The organism is Acinetobacter sp. TG2027 (genome assembly GCF_000302435.1).
GTDB classification, from domain to species: Bacteria; Pseudomonadota; Gammaproteobacteria; order Pseudomonadales; family Moraxellaceae; genus Acinetobacter; species Acinetobacter pittii.
In genome coordinates, this window is the sequence record NZ_AMJN01000040.1 from 418,792 (window position 1) to 435,090 (window position 16,299).

Consider the following 16,299-nt stretch of genomic DNA (forward strand, 5'->3'; position numbering starts at 1 on the left):
GTATGTATTTGAAAAACCATTGAAAGAAATTAGGAAATCATTTTTTGCCTCTGACTTTTTAAAGAAATTATGCAAAAATAAAAGTATGAATTTCTATTATGAATGTTGAATATTTGGGCATTTAATGCTTCCAGCCTATCCTATATCCGTTCTAGAATATTCTAAATTAACTTACATTTTTGTAGGCGTGGTAAAAGCAGTGTCTACGAGGGTAAAACTGAATGAGAGCTTCTACTGTTACAATAAAAACTGAACAAGATCTGGAAAAGTTAAGAGTTTCTGGACGCTTGGCTGCACAAGTTTTAGAAATGATAGGGGCATATATTAAACCGGGTGTATCTACGGAATATTTAGATAACCTGTGTAATGACTATATTGTAAATACTTTAAAAGTTATTCCTGCGAATGTAGGATATCATGGTTTTACTAAAACAATATGTACATCAGTAAATGAAGTAGTTTGCCATGGAATTCCTTCACCGAATAAGATTTTAAAAGATGGCGACATTATTAATATTGATGTCGCAATTATTAAAGATGGCTATTTTGGTGATACGAGCCGCATGTATTTTGTGGGTGATGTAAACCCGCAAGCAAAAAAACTGGTTGATACAACTTATGAAGCGATGGTTGCTGGGATTCATGCTGTTAAGCCAGGAGCTACACTAGGCGATATTGGTTATGCTATTCAGTCAGTTGCTCATCGAGAAGGGTATAGTATTGTTCGAGAATATTGTGGTCATGGGATTGGTAAGGTTTATCATGAACAACCTAATGTTTTACATTATGGGCAGCGCGGCCAAGGCTTAGTATTAAAAAAAGGTATGGTTTTTACAATTGAACCGATGATTAATGCGGGTAGACCACAGGTTAAAGAATTAAATGACGGATGGACAGTTATTACTCAAGATCTTTCGTTATCTGCGCAATGGGAACATATGGTTGCTGTAACTGACACTGGCTTTGAACTCTTAACACCTTGGCCTGAAGGTGTAGGAAACTATCCTGTAATTTAAAAATAAAAAAAGTTCGATAATTATCGAACTTTTTTTAAATTCATTTTAATGCTCAGAAAGATGTTCTACCAAATAATCAATAAACACGCGTACAGCAGGTAGTAACCCTCGGCGTGATGGATATACGGCATGTAATATACCGTGAGGAGCTTTCCATTCCGGTAAAATTTGTACAAGCTGTCCAGATTTTAGAAAATCTTCTGCTGCGCTCTCTGGTAGTAAAGCGATTCCACAGTTTTGACTCGCTAATTGCGCCAACATATGGATATTTGTACCCATTACGATAGGGCTGACTTTGATTTTCTTTTGCTGATTGTCTGGACCATGCAAAAGGAATTGTTGATCAAGATGCTCTTCAGACAAACTTAAAATACGATGCTCACTAAGTTGTTCTGGATTTTTTATATCTCCAAATTCATTTAGATATGCTTGACTTGCAAATAGACTCTGTTCAATAAGTGCAAACTGTCTAAGAACTAAACTTGGATCATCATCTAGTTTTGAGCGAACACGTAAAGCAATATCAATTCCTTCATTAATGACATCTACTCGACGATTGCTGACCATAAGTTGCAAACGAATTTCTGGATATTTTTTTAAGAAAGCAGGCAAAATTTTAGGCAGTTGATTTTGAGCAATATCAACAGGAACACTAACCTTTACAACACCTCTAGGTTGAATGCTTAGATGATCAACCAAATCATGAGCAGCTTGTGCAGCATTCATCATGACTTGAGCATGTCTATAAATATCCATCCCAATATCTGTAACAGCAAAATGACGAGAGCTGCGTTGAATCAGGCGAACGCCTAAGTTTTCTTCTAGGCTATATACGCGTCGACTTAGTTTTGATTTTGGTATATCCGTTACACGCTCAGCGGCACTAAAACCACCATGCTCAACGACGAGAGCAAAACAATAAAAATCATCAAGATCAGTGAGCATTAAAATATCCTATTTCTGCAACAACCATGATTTTACATTATTATTTTTGCAACGATAATTCTTAAACTAAATTTTTTGTAATTAAAACATATATTAAGATATTTCCTTTAACCGAAAATTTAAAATTATATTGTCATTACAATGTAATTTTATTGTGTGTTTTTTGATGGGTGGTTCTAGCCTTTTCTAGAACTTTCAATTAATTTCTTTTACACTACAATTTTCTATTCTTTTCAAATCTAATGCACTATCAATTAATTGAACTTAACGATGCTTCTGCGAATATTGAATGTCCATTTTGCAAACAAGCAATAATTGACTGGGCGCAAGAACAATATATTCAGCCATGTGAACATACTTTATTTATTGCTATGGATTTGGGGTTTGAATTTATTGCTGATCGATTTGAAGAGTGTATGGATCAAAATGTGGATGAGTTGCACGAAGATCCGAATATGAATATTTTTGAAGCTCTTACGACAACAACTTATGAAAATCTAATTATTTTAAAATCTGATTTAGGTGTGGAAAGTTTATTTCGCTATGTCGGGGTAAGTGATCGTTAAAAATTGAGAATATAAAAAAGCCAATCTATTGATTGGCTTTTTTATTATTTACGCTTCTGGCGCTGCGCTATATTGTTCAACTAATGGTTTTAATTCGCCATTTTGGAACATTTCGAGCATGATATCGCTACCGCCAATAAGTTCGCCATTTACCCAAAGTTGCGGGAATGTTGGCCAGTTCGCAATTTTTGGTAAGGTTGCACGAATATCAGGGTTTTCCAAAATATTTACATATGCAAATGGACGACCAATTTGACTGAGCGCCTCTACAGCACGTGCAGAGAAACCACATTGTGGAAACTGTGGAGTGCCTTTCATGTAAAGTAAAACGGGATGCTTCGCAATTTGATCGCGGATTAACGCTTCAGTATCACGTGCTTGTTCAGTCATAAAGAGATCCTCAACTAATCTAGCAGCATTATAGGGGGTGTTTACATCGCTTTGCAAACCACCTGATTACTTAAAGTTGCATTGAATATTCAATATTTTATTGTATAAACCGAAGCGATAGTAAAAAGCGGACGAAATTTTAGATAAATGAGTGATGAGACTTTTCATCAGAGCCAGTTTTTGCTTATATAAACCCTTCTTAAAACCTCATACAGACAGAGTTCGTTATGAATGATATTACCCTAGCTCCAATACAACCTGATCAACCATCACATTTAATGGCTACTTATGGTCGCCAAGCGATCAGTTTTGTACGAGGCCGAGGGGCATATCTATATACCGAAGATGGCACAGAGTATTTAGATGCTTTAACCGGTATTGCTGTATGTGGTTTAGGTCATGCGCATCCAGTCATTGCAGAAGCAATTGCTGAACAAGCTGCAACACTTGTGCATACGAGTAACTTATTTGAGATTCCTTGGCAAACGGCAGCTGCTCAGAAGCTTGCTGAAGTTTCAGGGATGGAAGAGATCTTCTTTTCAAACAGTGGTGCAGAGTCAAATGAAGGCGCCATTAAAATTGCTCGTAAATTTGGTACTCAACAAGGTGTAAGCTCCCCAAAGATAATTGTGGCAGAGCAATCATTTCATGGTCGTACTTTAGCAACACTTTCAGCTACTGGTAATAAGAAAGTACAAGATGGTTTTGCTCCTTTAACCAATGATTTTATTCGTGTGCCATTTGGTGATGTAGAAGCAATTCAAGAAGCTGCTTTGCAGCACCCAGATATTGTTGCGATTTTAATTGAACCTATTCAAGGTGAGGGTGGTATTAATACAGCACCTCAAGGCTTTAGCTATCTTGAAGAAGTCCGCACCATATGTAATCAACATAACTGGCTAATGATGCTAGATGAAATCCAAACAGGTAACGGCCGTACCGGTAAGTATTTTGCTTATCAACATACAAACATTGTGCCTGATGTTTTGACGACTGCGAAAGGACTTGGTAATGGCTTTCCAGTAGGAGCGGTAATGACCCAAGGTAAAGCTGTTGGCTTATTAGGACCTGGTAGCCATGGGTCTACTTATGGTGGCACAGTGCTAGGTTCTCGTGTGGTTTATACAGTAATTGATACAATCCAAAAAGAGAATGCTGTAGAAAACGCGGCAGTTGTTGGTGGTTATATTGTTGATCAATTACGTGCGCAATTGGCACATAAAGATGTGCAAGTACGTGGCTTTGGTATGATGATTGGTATTCAATTGCCTAAAGACTGTGCTGAGCTCGTTGCAATTGCTCGTGATCAACATAAGCTTATTATTAATGTTACAGCTGGTTCAGTAGTGCGTTTATTGCCACCAATTAACATGACTCAAGCACAGGCTGATGACTTGCTAGAGCGTTTAGTTGCTTTAATTAATAACTATCTTTAAGTTTTTACATCAATAAAAAATGGGCATATAAATGCCCATTTTTTATATGAAATAATTAACCAGAGATGTACTGTTTTAATTGTTCAATGAGGTTTTTTTGATCTTCCATCGCAGCTTTTACTAAGTCGCCAATAGAAATAAATCCAACTAGTTTTTCATTGTCTAATACAGGTAGGTGGCGTAAGTGACGATCTGTCATAAGCTGTAAGCACTCTTCAACTGTATTGTTTAGGCTTACCGTAAGTACTTTGGATGTCATAATTTCAGCGACTGTAGTGCTATATGATGAACGTTCCATAAGCGTTACTTTTCGCGTGTAGTCACGTTCAGACAAAATTCCGACAACTTTTTCACCCTCAGCTACGACGAGCGCACCAATTCCTTTATCCGCCATAATCTTAATTGCTTCAAGGACAGTGGCTTCTGGAGAAATTGTAAAAATATCTTGCTCTGCTTTGTTCTTGATTACTTGTGCAACGATTGTCATTTCTTCTGTCCTGTGTTTTATCATTTTGTTTTAAATTAGCTTGATTTTATAAAAATGCAAAGACTGGATAGTCATTCAAATACAAGTTTTACATTCAAACGTTCAAAAAGCATTCTAATAGAGATTAAGAATCTAAAGAAAAGTTTACGCTCCTTGCCAATTCGGATGTTTGAAAAAGAAATGTTGCATTTGCTGAGTAGATAACTTTAATTTTCTATGAGATGAATTAAACAAAGCAGGAGTGACGTTGAGTCGAGTTAAAGTTGGTAATAAAGACTCATGGAAATCTTTAGGTGTAATTCTTCTTGGTTTGTAATGTGGCCAATGCTCTTTTGCGTAGCGATGTGCCTGTAAGCCATTAAGCCAAAAAGGAAAAATAAAGTCTTCTTGATCTGATTTAATTGCCCATCCTTGATGAAATAAACCCCAAAGAACCCCGCAATACATCATGGTTCTTAAAATATAAATCTTAATCATCAAGTCTCTTGAAACCGGTTGTAGATTACTTAAACTTTTCATTGTGAATTTTAAAGGTTCTAACTTGTCTTGCTTATTATAAAAAAATCAGATGACATTTCAGTTTAAACTGGTATCAAATCGTAAACAAATATTCCAGCTGTGAAATTCATGTCCTTTACTTTGTGAATTATATTTACAGAAAATTTTTACAGCGTAAAAACGCTACCTGAGCCACGACTGAAGTGGCGAAGCAAGGCTGTAAATAAATAGATAACTTTGGTTTTTTACAGGGATAAAAAAAAACGCCACCTAGGTGACGTTTCTTTATGCTTGCATTGTGGCTAACTTTTGCCAATATTGTGCTTTAAGTGAGTCACGTTCAACACGGAAACCTTGATAATACAATTCTGCTAAAAACAGAGCAGCTTTACCGTGCCCAGCGCGAGCAACTTCTTCTAACTGTGCAACTGCATCCTGAAAATTCATTTGAGAGTGAATTGTGTTTACTGCAGTTGCGTACACATGTTCTAAATCATGATGAGAGATACGTTGAATCATAGAAAACTCCTTATTGTAATTATGATTACTTTTTCTAAAGGCCACTGCCTTTAAATTAATTTAACTTAGAATTATTAAACTAATATTACAAATTAATGGATTTGTCAACTATTGGTGCATACCAGTTAATTCACTATTAGGATACATGATTAAACATTATTCACAAATAATTTTGAGTAAAATCAATATGAGAATAAAAGACAAGGAGAATAAAATATGACAAATACTATCGATGGCTTTGTTTTTGATACTCCACCTAGAGAGGAACAAATCATAGAACTAGCCCATTATCATCGTAAACTATTAGATGAAGCGATCTTTCATCAAGAGATCCATTTAGGGGATTATTGTCTTGCTCAGCGCAAAAGAGTATTTGACTTTGCACGGCATTTGGAACCTGCACAAAAAAACTGGTTTTATCAAGTTTATGATGGTGAACTGAGAAAAATTGCCGACGAAGACGAATTGCATCCAGCCGATGCTGAAGAAGGGTTAAGTATTTTTGCGATGTTTTTAGTCTTGGTGATTATTGCAGCAATTTTATACTTTTCCGTCATTCGTTCACTAATAAGCTAAGTATTATTATCCAGTAAGGTACGATTCTTGGCCTTACTGGATGTTTGATCTTGTGCTTATGAGTATTGAACCCTACACTACACTAATTCGAGGTAGGTCATGCTCATATTCAAACAAAATTTTCTTAAATTAAAATCTGAGTTAAAAGTTGATCAATGTTTTAACCTATTTGTGGTTATTGTCATTGGCTGTATTTTTGTGCTGTCATATTTAGCATTACTTCGGCCTATTAGTCCGGAACAATATCAACGAATTATACAACTCTCTCATCAAGCTACTTATCCTAAAACTCAGGATATGGCTGAGCTGTTAATAGCTCAATCAGAAATTCATAGAGCAGAGTATTTAAAGTTAATGCATGCATATCAATTTGAAGGTGCTCATATTAGACAATATCCAGCACTTGCTCAGGAAGATACTCAGTAAATAGGGTAATCAGGCTAAATCTTGGTTTCCAAAGCTTTTTGAGCACTATTGTGGCAGGCAAAATTTTGAATTTATGCTAAACTTTATCTTTTTAAACGCGCTGCTTTTCAAGGAATCCGCATGGAGCAACAATCGAATATGCAAAATAAATTCTTGATAGATGCTGAGATCGGTGATGACGATGTCACATTACCTAATTTACCTGCTATCGATGTTCCCATCGTTGAATCTCCTGCTAAATCACAAGAAAATATTGAAGTAGCCAAAGACGAAGTAGCTTCTACAGGAACAGCGGCTGAACAACCAAAAACTGGTTTTTTTGGCCGGATGAAAGAAGGCTTAACCAAAACTCGTCGTAATTTCGCTGATGGTATGGTCAATATCTTGATTGGCGGAAAGGAAATTGACGATGAGTTACTTGAAGAAGTCGAAGAGCAATTATTGGTTGCAGACATTGGTGTTGAAGCAACTAAAACCATCATTACCAATTTAACAGAGCGTACAGCTCGTGGTGATTTGATCTATTCCCACTCTTTATATAAAGCGTTACAAGAAGAGTTAGTTGCTTTGTTGGCTCCACGTGTTAAGCCATTACATATTGACCCTAATAAATCACCTTATGTGATTTTGATGGTTGGGGTAAATGGAGTGGGTAAAACTACAACAATTGGTAAGTTGGCGAAACGTTTACAAGGTGAAGGTAAAAAAGTGATGTTGGCTGCTGGTGATACATTCCGCGCCGCAGCAACTGAGCAATTACAGATCTGGGGTGAACGTAACGATATCTCTGTAGTAGCGCAAGGTCATGGAGCTGATAGTGCTTCTGTTATTTTTGATGCCTTTGAAAGTGCTCGTGCTAAAGGAATTGACGTATTAATTGCGGATACGGCAGGTCGTTTACATAATAAGAGTAACTTGATGGAAGAACTCAAAAAAGTTAAACGTGTTATGCAGAAAATTGATGCAACTGCACCTCATGAAATTATGTTGGTGGTAGATGCAGGAACAGGTCAAAACGCGATTAACCAAGTACAAGAGTTTGATCAAGCTGTAGGTTTAACGGGTATTACCATTACCAAGTTGGATGGAACAGCTAAAGGTGGTGTACTCTTTAATATTGCAAGCCGTACCCATGTGCCAATTCGTTTTATTGGTGTAGGTGAAAAAATTGATGATTTAAGACCATTCTCGGCTAAATCTTTTGTTGCTGCGCTGTTTGAAACTGATAAGTAAATTGCTTAGTAACCCTAAAAAGCTTCACTAAATCGTGAAGCTTTTTTTATATGTATATCTTTTATTATTGTTGCGAAAATAAAACGAACTGTCATATTTTTAATGCTGATTATGAAAAATGACTTTAATACACTGTACTCATTCCCAAACAACGACCCTTGGTCAAATCAATAGGTAGGAAATAACAAAATGTCTACTTTCTTAGATAAAATTAAAAACCGTCGTACAATTTATGCAATTGGTAAAAACGTTGCATTAGATCGCACTAAAATTGAAGAAACTATCCGTGAAGCAGTTAAACATAGTCCTTCAGCTTTTAACTCACAATCTTCACGTGTAGTGACACTATACGGTGAATCTCATACTAAATTCTGGAATTTAGTTCGTGAAGCATTGCGTAAAATTGTTCCTGCAGAAGCTTTTGCTGGTACAAATGCAAAAATTGATAGCTTTGTAGCGGGTGTTGGCACGGTTTTATTTTATGAAGACCAAGCTGTTGTTAAAAGCTTACAAGAGCAATTCGAACTATATGCGGACAACTTCCCAGTATGGTCTGAACACTCAAGTGCAATTGCTCAATTTGCAACTTGGACTGCGCTTTCAGAGCTTGGTTTAGGTGCATCTTTACAGCACTATAACCCAATTGTCGATTCAGACGCAGCTGAAGCATTTGATGTTCCTGCAACTTGGAAATTACGTGCTCAATTAGTATTTGGTTCGGTTGAAGCACCAGCAGGTGAAAAAGCATTTATTAATGATGCTGATCGTTTTAAAACTTTCAATTAATTTAATTGAAATTAAAAAAGCACCTATTTTAGGTGCTTTTTTTATGTTTTTAGAATGAATAGGAGGAATACATAAAATGAAAATTTATGAAATTCAAGTGCATATTTCAAAATAATAAATCAAGAAATTAGTCGATAAATGCTTTGTCATAAAATAGTCACAATCATATTGCATATTGCTCATGATTTAATAGCTTATCAAACACAGAGAAAGAGACAGATGACTTTAAGATTAGGTGTTGCTGCAATTGGTTTATTACTCAGCGGTTCGGTATTTTCAGCAGTTACAATTACAGCACCAGAGGAAATTGTAATCCTTGCGGTGAATGGTCAGGAAGTCAACTCTGGGTTATTTCGTTCATCTAAAAATAATTATAAAGTCGATGCTGGTGAAACAAGCTTAAGTGTGCGCTATCAAGAATACTTTGAACATTTAAGCGGGGAGCATGACATTGTTAAATCTGGAGTAGTCACAATTCAAACTCCAGTGCTCAAAGATGGGCAAACTTATAAGCTCAGAATGGTAGATGCACCAAAGCAATTTGAACAAGCAAAGAAATATGCTGAGCAACCAACTGTGGCTTTGTACAGCGCAAATAATGAATTAATCGTACAACAAACTGGTGCAAACAATGAGGCAAAACCATGGTTTGCAACGGGCTTATTAGGAAAAGTCACTGACTTTACGACTAAATCATCTAAATCGCAGCCTGAGGCAGTGTATGCCTCTGCTAAACCTACTTCTGTTCAGGTGGTTGTACCAGCTCCAATATCTATGCCTGTAACAGGCGTAGCCCAAACGAATGATCAACGTTTAGTAGAAACTTGGCAAAAAGCTTCTAAAGCTGAGCGTCAAAAATTTATGGCGTGGTTAGCTGAACAATCAAATTAATTTATTGCTATTTAAAATAAAGCCGATTTAATATCGGCTTTATTTTTAGAATTTTTATAAATAGCCTAAGTATATTTTATGAATAATTTAAATTTCCGCTCAGCTCAATTTCCTGATATTCCACAACTCGTAGTTTTAATTAATAAGTCCTATCGAGAACAACAAGATAGAAGTTGGACAACAGAACTTGATTGGGTAGAAGGACAGCGTATTACAGAGTTTCAATTAGAAGCACAACTACAACTTAGGAATTCAACATTATTGATAGCAGAAACTTCTGCTTCCAAGCTTATTGCTTGTATTGGGCTTACATTTGAAAATAATCAGGTTGAGATTGGAACATTTTGTACTGATCCTCAAGTTCAAAATATGAGAGTGGGTCGATCTGTTTTAGAATATGCAGAGCAATATGCATTGAAAGAAGATCCCCATCTGACCAGCGCCTTAATGTATGTGCTAGATGTCCGTTCTGAATTGATCGCTTATTATGAAAGACGTGGATATATGAAAACGGGTAATAAGCAGTCATATCCGGTTGAAGCAAATGTAGGGGTGCCAAGGGTCCCTATTAATTTAATCGAAATGAAAAAAGACCTCAGATGAGGTCTTTTTAATTTAGGTTAGAAACCAGATGTAATAGCCTAAAAGCATGAGAGGCCAAGCTACCCATGGGCTAAATAGCCATTTCCATAACCAGAAGTTAGGTACGAAACCTACTCCGTAAATAAATCCACCAGAAATACCAATCATCACCAGCATAAGTTGGCTATGATTGTAGTGCCCGTTAGCATCTAGCATGAGTGAAGGATAAACCAACAAAATTGCAGCAAGAGGCAATGCCAACAGAAAAGAAAGGGCCATTGCAAATGCTTGAGCTTTTCGATGATTTGATGCTGTCATTGCTTTTGCCATCATTTATTCCTCATCTAAATCTTGATGATGTTCGATATAAAGCGCGCTGAGTACACCCGCAAAACATGCCATCAAAATGCCTAGGATCCATGCGAAATACCACATAGTTTTCTCCTTAATACAAGCTATGCGAGTTTGACTCGATATGTTTGTTAGTGATGACTCCCCACATTTTGTAATAAGACCAACTGGTATAGATCAAAATAAGAGGAACAAAAATGCAGGCAGCAACTGTCATAACGCCTAAAGTAAGGTGACTTGATACAGCATCCCACATCGTCAAGCTAGAGTTAGGATTGATACTAGATGGAAGTAGGAATGGGAATAGGGCAAAACCAGCAGTTAAAATTGCTCCTACAATCATTAAACTTGTACCAGTAAAACTTAAGCCTGCTTTTGCTTTTGAAGATGCAAAAATTGCAATGATTGCGCCTAAGATGGCAAGAACAGGGGCAATTTTAGTCACTGGATAGGTGCTGTAATTGTTCATCCAACCTGGATTGCTATTGGTAATCACTTCTTTAGCTAAAGGGTTAAGCGCAGTATTTGGGTCTATAGCAACAGCATAGCTATAACCTGGAACTTGCCCGAAATACAGCCATGCTCCAATTACAAGGAAACAAATTAAAAAGATAATTGCCATAATTTGAGTGGCTTTGGCAGAGCGCTGTTTTAAAGCTTCATCAGTACGTAGCATGAGCCATGCACCGCCATGTGCACAAAGCATAGACAGACTTACCACACCGCAAACTAGAGCAAAGGGGTTAAGAAGGGCAAAAAAGCTGCCTGTATATTCAGAGCGTAATGTGCTATCTAAACTAAAAGGAATACTTAAAAACAAATTACCGAAGGCCACACCAAACACAAGCGCTGGAACAGTACCACCGATGCACAGACCCCAGTCCCAAGAGTTACGCCATTTGGTATTTTCAAGTTTAGAGCGATAATCGAAACCTACTGGTCTTAGGAAAAGTGCAAATAAAACTAACAAGAGTGCCCAGTACATGCCTGAGAAAGCGACTGAGTAAACCATTGGCCATGCAGCAAATAGTGCCCCACCTGCCGTAATAAACCAGACCTGATTACCATCCCAGTGTGGGGCAATTGTATTGATTGCAGCACGGCGTTCGCTATCGGTTTTTCCAACGAAAGGCATGAGAGCCATAGACCCCATATCAAAGCCATCGGTAAGAGCAAAGCCGATCAGAAGTACGCCAACTAACACCCACCAAATGATTTTCAATAATTCATATTCAATCATGATAAGGCCTCCCCATTAACCGCTGCTTTCGGTTCTTGCTTTTCAAAATGATATTTGCCAGTGTGTAGAGAGCTTGGTCCTAAGCGAGCAAATTTGATCATTAAATACATTTCAATAATCAAAAGAGCCGTGTAGAACGCTGCTAGCGCAATAATCGAACCCCATACGTCACCAGTACTTAAACTAGAAGTAGAGAGGTGGGTTGGTAGAATTTCACCAATAGACCATGGTTGACGACCACCTTCAGCTACATACCAGCCAGTTTGTGCAGCAATCCAAGGAAGCGGTAGAGCCAACAATGCATATTTCAGTAGCCAAGGTTTATTTTCAGCATTTCTTTTTGCTACAGCCCAAGTCGCTAAAACGAAGAGTAATAGCATTAAGAAACCAGAGGCAACCATTGCGCGGAAAGAGAAAAATAGCGCTGTAACATTTGGAACAGTATCTTTTACAGCAGCTTTAATATTTTGCTCGCTTGCATCAACTACATTGGGTGCATATTTCTTAAGAAGTAGGCCATAACCTAAATCTTTTTGATTTTTTTCAAAAGAGGCTAATAACTCTGGTGAACGATCACCTGCACGTAATTTTTCAAGTTCGGCATAGGCAAGCATACCGTTGCGAATACGAACTTCATGCTGTTGCATGAGATCTTTAAGACCAGTAACTTCTTTGGTTGTTGAACGAGTTGCAATTAAACCTAATGCATATGGAATTTTAACTGCGTAATCTGTCCGCATCTCTTCATGGTTTGGTACACCAAACAAAGTAAATGGAGCAGGAGCAGGATGAGTATCCCATTCGGCTTCGATCGCAGCGAGTTTAGTTTTTTGAACATCACCGAGCTCATAGCCAGATTCATCACCTAACAAAATCACTGAAAGTGTAGATGCAAGACCGAAAATGGCAGCAATTGCAAAAGAGCGGCGTGCGAAAGGAAGATCACGTTTTTTAAGTAAGTAATAGCTTGAGATGGCAAGTACAAAAATTGCACCAGTTACATAGCCCGCAGAAACGGTATGTACGAATTTCACCTGAGCTACAGGGTTAAAGATAAGCGCGCCGAAATCAACTAATTCCATACGCATTGTTTCAAAGTTAAATGCAGCACCTACGGGGTTCTGCATCCATCCATTCGCCACTAAAATCCAAAGCGCTGACATATTGGATCCGAGAGCGACTAACCATGTTACGCCTAGATGCTGAAACTTACTTAAACGGTCCCATCCGAAGAAGAATAAACCAATAAATGTAGACTCGAGGAAGAATGCCATAAGGCCTTCAATTGCTAATGGAGCACCAAAAATATCACCTACATAGTGTGAGTAATAAGCCCAGTTTGTTCCAAATTGGAACTCCATGGTTAAGCCAGTTGTTACCCCTAAAGCAAAGTTAATACCAAATAATTTTCCCCAAAATTTAGTCATATCTTTGTAAATTTCTTTACCGGAAATGACATAAGTGGTTTCCATGATGGCAAGGATAAATGCCAAACCTAGAGTTAAAGGGACGAAAAGAAAGTGATACATTGCGGTCATCGCAAATTGAAACCGCGAAAGATCAACCACGCTTTCAGAAATCATCAACGTGTCTCCTTAATGTGGGAAATGTTATCGCCAGCAATATGCTCGGCGACCTGATTGTCAAAATTTTTGGGGATGGTGGGAGCATCAAACCAAATATGTTTGATCGTTAAGAGAAGCACTATTTTTATTATTAGAATAATAGTGATTTCTTTAACTAAACGACCATTAAGATTTTTAAAATTAAGGCTCATAAATTAAACCTCATTTGATATTAATTTTATTATTAATCAAAATATAATAAAAATAAACATTAAATATATTTTAAATGAATATTTAAATAATTAATTTATATAAAACAATCACTTAATATTTTAAAATAAATACTATACTAAAATAGTTTGAGTTGATTATTAAATCCTACTAAAACACTTGTAAATAAAAATATTAAGTTGATTAAAATAGTTTGTTTTAATTTAATACCAACTAAAATGGTTGTATATTATATTTATAAATTATATTCCAAACTAAAAGGGTTGGAATAATAAATAATTAATTAAAAAGAAAATAATAAATATAGACGTAATAAAACCTGCAAAAAGCAGCAAGTAAATAGAGTAGTAGTGAGAATTTAATCGGGGGCGAAAAGATCGTTTGATACAGAAATTTTCTTGGCTACATAATGGCTTTTATGTACTCTGACAAGGATAACTTGAGAGTATAATTCGAGTTCGCCGTATTCTGGTTCGACTTGAACATAATGGAGCTGGCCGAATTCATCACGCACTCGCGCTTGGGCAGAAAACCCAGGTCTAGCATTACCACTAGAAACTGTCGCTAAGCGTCCTAGAAGATTATAGTTTGTATGAGTAAGCTTTGGTTTAATTACTTGGTCAAGGCAGTGAATCATGAACACAGTAAAAAAGATTGCGATGACAAGAGCTGGGACGATTAAATAAAATGGTGAAATAAAATAATGCTGGATTGCAAAGAAAGAGAGCTGTAAAAAATAGCCTGCAAAACTAAAATTGATAAGTAAAAAAACGAAAATTAAAGCTTTAGAAAATTTAACGTTAAGTAGTGGTGAATTAGAAAGCCAAACAGGCGCAATTTTTTTGAGTAATTGACTTGGACGAAGACCAATATACATACCAATGGTTTCTACCACGCTGAGTAATATCAAAGCCACTACACTTAAGTGAAATGGCATAAGATAATAATTGAAAAAGAAATCAGCCATGGCAGAAACTCTAATGTTGATCGCTTCAGTCTACGATATAGATACCGCCATCTGAATGTACTTTAATCTCAACTTTATTTAAAAAATCACCTAAACATGGTCCTGAGATACATTCGCCTGTTTCCACAGTGAATAAAGCACCATGGGTAGAACATTGAATATATTCTTGGTCTTGATCAAGAAATTGATTTTCTAAATATTCAAGCTCTGTTTGCAAGTGAGGGCATAAGTTTTGATAAGCATAGAATGCGCCATCACGTTGTGTAATGAAAATAGTAGTTCCTTGTAAAGTGTCAAAAGCTCTAGCTTCACGCTCAGGAACTTCTTCCGTCATACAGATCCTTTCCATTTCAAGCACATTCCTTCTGAAAATTTTCAAGAAGTTTAGCATAATCATTAATCGCTAAACGTGGGCCAAATTGAGAAACAACTTCACTAGAAATTAAGACAGCTAACTGTGCAGCAGCATTCAAATCTTGATGATGGTTTAGGGCGTATAGGAATGCGCCTGCAAATGCATCACCCGCACCATTGGTATCAACGGCTTCTACATGACGGCCTGCCACATGGAAATGTTGAGTAGAGTTAGAAACTAAAGCACCTTTAGCACTTTGTGTAATGACTACTGTATGATTTTTAAAACGTAATTGAGCAAGAGCATCTTCAACAGTTGTTGTATTTGTATACATTAAGGCTTCTTGTTCATTACAAAATAGTAAATCTACGCCATCATCCATGAGCTCTTCTAAGCCTTCGCGAGCGTATTGCACCATGGCAGGATCTGAAAGAGATAAAGCAATCTTAACGCCATTTGCTTTTGCAATTTCTCTGGCTTGTTTTACAGCTTTGCGCGCTGTTTCACTTGTAGAAAGATAACCTTCAATATAAAGCCATTTTGCTGTTTTTAACGGTTCAAAGTCGATTTGATCTTGAGAAAGTTCAGCAGTGATGCCTAAATAAGTATGCATTGTACGTTCAGAGTCAGGACTAATGAGTACCATGCAGGTACCTGTCACGCCTTCACTGATTGATTTTGGAGTGGTTTGGATGCCAGCTTCATTTAAACCTTGCAGATAAATTGAACCCAAATCATCGTTACCAACGCGGCAACCATAAAAAGCACTTCCACCTAATGCACTAAAGGCTACAGTAGTATTCGCAGCAGAACCACCACTTGCTTGACCTTTATAATCTTGATGCTGTTTTAACTCCGCATAAAGAGCAGATTGAGTGTCGCCATCGGACAACTGCATGGTGCCTTTTTGCAAATCTTGTTGACTAAGAAAATCATCAGACACTTTAAATTCTTGGTCGATTAATGCATTACCAATTGCAAAAAGATCTACAGTTGCCATATGTGTTGTCACAAAATAAAAAAATCAGGTTGCTAAGTTTACACCATTGCTTGGATTTGCTGTAGTTTGTTGAATAAAATTCAGTTAAATCAAAAATTAGTGGAAAAATATTATTGTGTGAAAATTCTTTAGACTCACAAATAGCTCGTTGAGATAAAATTGATCAGCTTTTTTATTCAATGTCTATCATATACATAGAATTAAAAGCTTTTGTTCTGTTAGGATAAAACATTCATGGC

At 36.9% G+C, this 16,299-nt stretch carries 22 protein-coding genes; 9 read left to right on the plus strand and 13 right to left on the minus strand.

Features of this window, described 5'->3' with window-relative positions; all coding sequences use genetic code 11:
* Positions 1-221: 221 nt before the first annotated feature.
* A complete protein-coding gene (map, locus tag B806_RS0111600; protein ID WP_017386019.1) occupies positions 222-1,016 on the plus strand; it encodes a type I methionyl aminopeptidase in 795 nt (264 codons plus the stop codon).
* A gap of 45 nt (positions 1,017-1,061) precedes the next feature.
* Here the strand turns inward: map and B806_RS0111605 are convergent, their stop codons facing one another.
* Positions 1,062-1,961, minus strand: a complete 900-nt coding sequence (locus tag B806_RS0111605) for a LysR family transcriptional regulator (protein WP_002120927.1) — start codon at positions 1,959-1,961, stop codon at positions 1,062-1,064.
* A 242-nt stretch (positions 1,962-2,203) separates the two neighbouring features.
* Between B806_RS0111605 and B806_RS0111610 the strand changes: the two genes are divergently transcribed.
* Positions 2,204-2,527: a hypothetical protein gene (locus B806_RS0111610; RefSeq protein WP_017386020.1), complete on the plus strand. Its 324-nt coding sequence runs from the start codon at positions 2,204-2,206 to the stop codon at positions 2,525-2,527.
* 48 nt (positions 2,528-2,575) lie between these two features.
* Here B806_RS0111610 and grxD read toward each other — a convergent pair whose 3' ends face one another.
* Positions 2,576-2,917 carry a Grx4 family monothiol glutaredoxin gene (gene grxD, locus B806_RS0111615; protein ID WP_002120913.1) on the minus strand — a complete coding sequence of 114 codons (342 nt, stop codon included), beginning with the start codon at positions 2,915-2,917 and terminating at the stop codon, positions 2,576-2,578.
* A 227-nt stretch (positions 2,918-3,144) separates the two neighbouring features.
* Between grxD and B806_RS0111620 the strand changes: the two genes are divergently transcribed.
* A complete protein-coding gene (locus B806_RS0111620; RefSeq protein ID WP_017403040.1) occupies positions 3,145-4,353 on the plus strand; it encodes an aspartate aminotransferase family protein in 1,209 nt (402 codons plus the stop codon).
* 55 nt (positions 4,354-4,408) lie between these two features.
* On the opposite strand, the gene B806_RS0111625 is transcribed toward B806_RS0111620, so the two are convergent.
* From B806_RS0111625 to B806_RS0111635, 3 genes are all read right to left on the minus strand, one after another.
* Positions 4,409-4,840: a CBS domain-containing protein gene (locus B806_RS0111625; protein WP_002121094.1), complete on the minus strand. Its 432-nt coding sequence runs from the start codon at positions 4,838-4,840 to the stop codon at positions 4,409-4,411.
* Between the two features lie 144 nt (positions 4,841-4,984).
* Positions 4,985-5,359: a DUF2750 domain-containing protein gene (locus B806_RS0111630; RefSeq protein WP_005802084.1), complete on the minus strand. Its 375-nt coding sequence runs from the start codon at positions 5,357-5,359 to the stop codon at positions 4,985-4,987.
* Between the two features lie 264 nt (positions 5,360-5,623).
* Positions 5,624-5,857 carry a hypothetical protein gene (locus B806_RS0111635; protein WP_002121063.1) on the minus strand — a complete coding sequence of 78 codons (234 nt, stop codon included), beginning with the start codon at positions 5,855-5,857 and terminating at the stop codon, positions 5,624-5,626.
* 216 nt (positions 5,858-6,073) lie between these two features.
* Between B806_RS0111635 and B806_RS0111640 the strand changes: the two genes are divergently transcribed.
* The 6 genes from B806_RS0111640 to B806_RS0111670 all read left to right on the plus strand — a co-directional run bounded on the left by B806_RS0111640 (position 6,074) and on the right by B806_RS0111670 (position 10,372).
* On the plus strand, positions 6,074-6,433 hold the full coding sequence (locus B806_RS0111640; protein ID WP_002120892.1) for a hypothetical protein: 360 nt from the start codon (positions 6,074-6,076) through the stop codon (positions 6,431-6,433).
* A gap of 99 nt (positions 6,434-6,532) precedes the next feature.
* Positions 6,533-6,859 (plus strand): hypothetical protein, encoded by a 327-nt coding sequence (locus B806_RS0111645; RefSeq protein WP_002120920.1) that lies wholly within the window; start codon positions 6,533-6,535, stop codon positions 6,857-6,859.
* Positions 6,860-6,979: 120 nt separating this feature from the next.
* A complete protein-coding gene (gene ftsY, locus B806_RS0111650; protein WP_005068978.1) occupies positions 6,980-8,092 on the plus strand; it encodes a signal recognition particle-docking protein FtsY in 1,113 nt (370 codons plus the stop codon).
* A gap of 189 nt (positions 8,093-8,281) precedes the next feature.
* Positions 8,282-8,878: a nitroreductase family protein gene (locus tag B806_RS0111655; protein ID WP_017386022.1), complete on the plus strand. Its 597-nt coding sequence runs from the start codon at positions 8,282-8,284 to the stop codon at positions 8,876-8,878.
* Between the two features lie 219 nt (positions 8,879-9,097).
* Entirely contained in the window at positions 9,098-9,769 is a 672-nt protein-coding gene (locus B806_RS0111665) for a DUF2057 family protein (RefSeq protein ID WP_017386023.1), read from the plus strand.
* Between the two features lie 78 nt (positions 9,770-9,847).
* The gene (locus tag B806_RS0111670; RefSeq protein ID WP_017386024.1) at positions 9,848-10,372 is read left to right on the plus strand and encodes a GNAT family N-acetyltransferase; all 525 of its coding nucleotides are present in this window, start codon (positions 9,848-9,850) and stop codon (positions 10,370-10,372) included.
* A 12-nt stretch (positions 10,373-10,384) separates the two neighbouring features.
* On the opposite strand, the gene B806_RS0111675 is transcribed toward B806_RS0111670, so the two are convergent.
* The 8 genes from B806_RS0111675 to B806_RS0111710 all read right to left on the minus strand — a co-directional run bounded on the left by B806_RS0111675 (position 10,385) and on the right by B806_RS0111710 (position 16,060).
* Positions 10,385-10,684 carry a cyd operon YbgE family protein gene (locus B806_RS0111675; protein WP_004791954.1) on the minus strand — a complete coding sequence of 100 codons (300 nt, stop codon included), beginning with the start codon at positions 10,682-10,684 and terminating at the stop codon, positions 10,385-10,387.
* The gene (cydX, locus tag B806_RS0111680; protein WP_002120988.1) at positions 10,685-10,786 is read right to left on the minus strand and encodes a cytochrome bd-I oxidase subunit CydX; all 102 of its coding nucleotides are present in this window, start codon (positions 10,784-10,786) and stop codon (positions 10,685-10,687) included.
* A 10-nt stretch (positions 10,787-10,796) separates the two neighbouring features.
* On the minus strand, positions 10,797-11,942 hold the full coding sequence (cydB, locus tag B806_RS0111685) for a cytochrome d ubiquinol oxidase subunit II (protein ID WP_017403041.1): 1,146 nt from the start codon (positions 11,940-11,942) through the stop codon (positions 10,797-10,799).
* Positions 11,939-13,525, minus strand: coding sequence for a cytochrome ubiquinol oxidase subunit I (locus B806_RS0111690; RefSeq protein WP_017403042.1), 1,587 nt, complete (start codon positions 13,523-13,525; stop codon positions 11,939-11,941). Before B806_RS0111690 ends, cydB begins: the two co-directional genes overlap by 4 nt.
* Positions 13,525-13,719 (minus strand): cytochrome oxidase putative small subunit CydP, encoded by a 195-nt coding sequence (gene cydP, locus B806_RS0111695; RefSeq protein WP_005073962.1) that lies wholly within the window; start codon positions 13,717-13,719, stop codon positions 13,525-13,527. Before cydP ends, B806_RS0111690 begins: the two co-directional genes overlap by 1 nt.
* A 377-nt stretch (positions 13,720-14,096) precedes the next feature.
* Positions 14,097-14,705, minus strand: a complete 609-nt coding sequence (locus B806_RS0111700; protein ID WP_002121106.1) for an OB-fold-containig protein — start codon at positions 14,703-14,705, stop codon at positions 14,097-14,099.
* A gap of 25 nt (positions 14,706-14,730) precedes the next feature.
* Positions 14,731-15,039 (minus strand): Rieske (2Fe-2S) protein, encoded by a 309-nt coding sequence (locus B806_RS0111705; RefSeq protein ID WP_002121079.1) that lies wholly within the window; start codon positions 15,037-15,039, stop codon positions 14,731-14,733.
* A gap of 16 nt (positions 15,040-15,055) precedes the next feature.
* On the minus strand, positions 15,056-16,060 hold the full coding sequence (locus B806_RS0111710) for an adenosine kinase (protein WP_017403043.1): 1,005 nt from the start codon (positions 16,058-16,060) through the stop codon (positions 15,056-15,058).
* Between the last annotated feature and the right edge of the window lie 239 nt (positions 16,061-16,299).

What these genes read in the sequence shown, in the direction of transcription:
- map (WP_017386019.1), top strand. Translation starts at nt 222, where the DNA reads ATGAGAGCTTCTACTGTTACAATAAAAACTGAACAAGATCTGGAAAAG.
- B806_RS0111605 (WP_002120927.1), bottom strand. Translation starts at nt 1,961, where the DNA reads ATGCTCACTGATCTTGATGATTTTTATTGTTTTGCTCTCGTCGTTGAG.
- B806_RS0111610 (WP_017386020.1), top strand. Translation starts at nt 2,204, where the DNA reads ATGCACTATCAATTAATTGAACTTAACGATGCTTCTGCGAATATTGAA.
- grxD (WP_002120913.1), bottom strand. Translation starts at nt 2,917, where the DNA reads ATGACTGAACAAGCACGTGATACTGAAGCGTTAATCCGCGATCAAATT.
- B806_RS0111620 (WP_017403040.1), top strand. Translation starts at nt 3,145, where the DNA reads ATGAATGATATTACCCTAGCTCCAATACAACCTGATCAACCATCACAT.
- B806_RS0111625 (WP_002121094.1), bottom strand. Translation starts at nt 4,840, where the DNA reads ATGACAATCGTTGCACAAGTAATCAAGAACAAAGCAGAGCAAGATATT.
- B806_RS0111630 (WP_005802084.1), bottom strand. Translation starts at nt 5,359, where the DNA reads ATGAAAAGTTTAAGTAATCTACAACCGGTTTCAAGAGACTTGATGATT.
- B806_RS0111635 (WP_002121063.1), bottom strand. Translation starts at nt 5,857, where the DNA reads ATGATTCAACGTATCTCTCATCATGATTTAGAACATGTGTACGCAACT.
- B806_RS0111640 (WP_002120892.1), top strand. Translation starts at nt 6,074, where the DNA reads ATGACAAATACTATCGATGGCTTTGTTTTTGATACTCCACCTAGAGAG.
- B806_RS0111645 (WP_002120920.1), top strand. Translation starts at nt 6,533, where the DNA reads ATGCTCATATTCAAACAAAATTTTCTTAAATTAAAATCTGAGTTAAAA.
- ftsY (WP_005068978.1), top strand. Translation starts at nt 6,980, where the DNA reads ATGGAGCAACAATCGAATATGCAAAATAAATTCTTGATAGATGCTGAG.
- B806_RS0111655 (WP_017386022.1), top strand. Translation starts at nt 8,282, where the DNA reads ATGTCTACTTTCTTAGATAAAATTAAAAACCGTCGTACAATTTATGCA.
- B806_RS0111665 (WP_017386023.1), top strand. Translation starts at nt 9,098, where the DNA reads ATGACTTTAAGATTAGGTGTTGCTGCAATTGGTTTATTACTCAGCGGT.
- B806_RS0111670 (WP_017386024.1), top strand. Translation starts at nt 9,848, where the DNA reads ATGAATAATTTAAATTTCCGCTCAGCTCAATTTCCTGATATTCCACAA.
- B806_RS0111675 (WP_004791954.1), bottom strand. Translation starts at nt 10,684, where the DNA reads ATGATGGCAAAAGCAATGACAGCATCAAATCATCGAAAAGCTCAAGCA.
- cydX (WP_002120988.1), bottom strand. Translation starts at nt 10,786, where the DNA reads ATGTGGTATTTCGCATGGATCCTAGGCATTTTGATGGCATGTTTTGCG.
- cydB (WP_017403041.1), bottom strand. Translation starts at nt 11,942, where the DNA reads ATGATTGAATATGAATTATTGAAAATCATTTGGTGGGTGTTAGTTGGC.
- B806_RS0111690 (WP_017403042.1), bottom strand. Translation starts at nt 13,525, where the DNA reads ATGATTTCTGAAAGCGTGGTTGATCTTTCGCGGTTTCAATTTGCGATG.
- cydP (WP_005073962.1), bottom strand. Translation starts at nt 13,719, where the DNA reads ATGAGCCTTAATTTTAAAAATCTTAATGGTCGTTTAGTTAAAGAAATC.
- B806_RS0111700 (WP_002121106.1), bottom strand. Translation starts at nt 14,705, where the DNA reads ATGGCTGATTTCTTTTTCAATTATTATCTTATGCCATTTCACTTAAGT.
- B806_RS0111705 (WP_002121079.1), bottom strand. Translation starts at nt 15,039, where the DNA reads ATGACGGAAGAAGTTCCTGAGCGTGAAGCTAGAGCTTTTGACACTTTA.
- B806_RS0111710 (WP_017403043.1), bottom strand. Translation starts at nt 16,060, where the DNA reads ATGGCAACTGTAGATCTTTTTGCAATTGGTAATGCATTAATCGACCAA.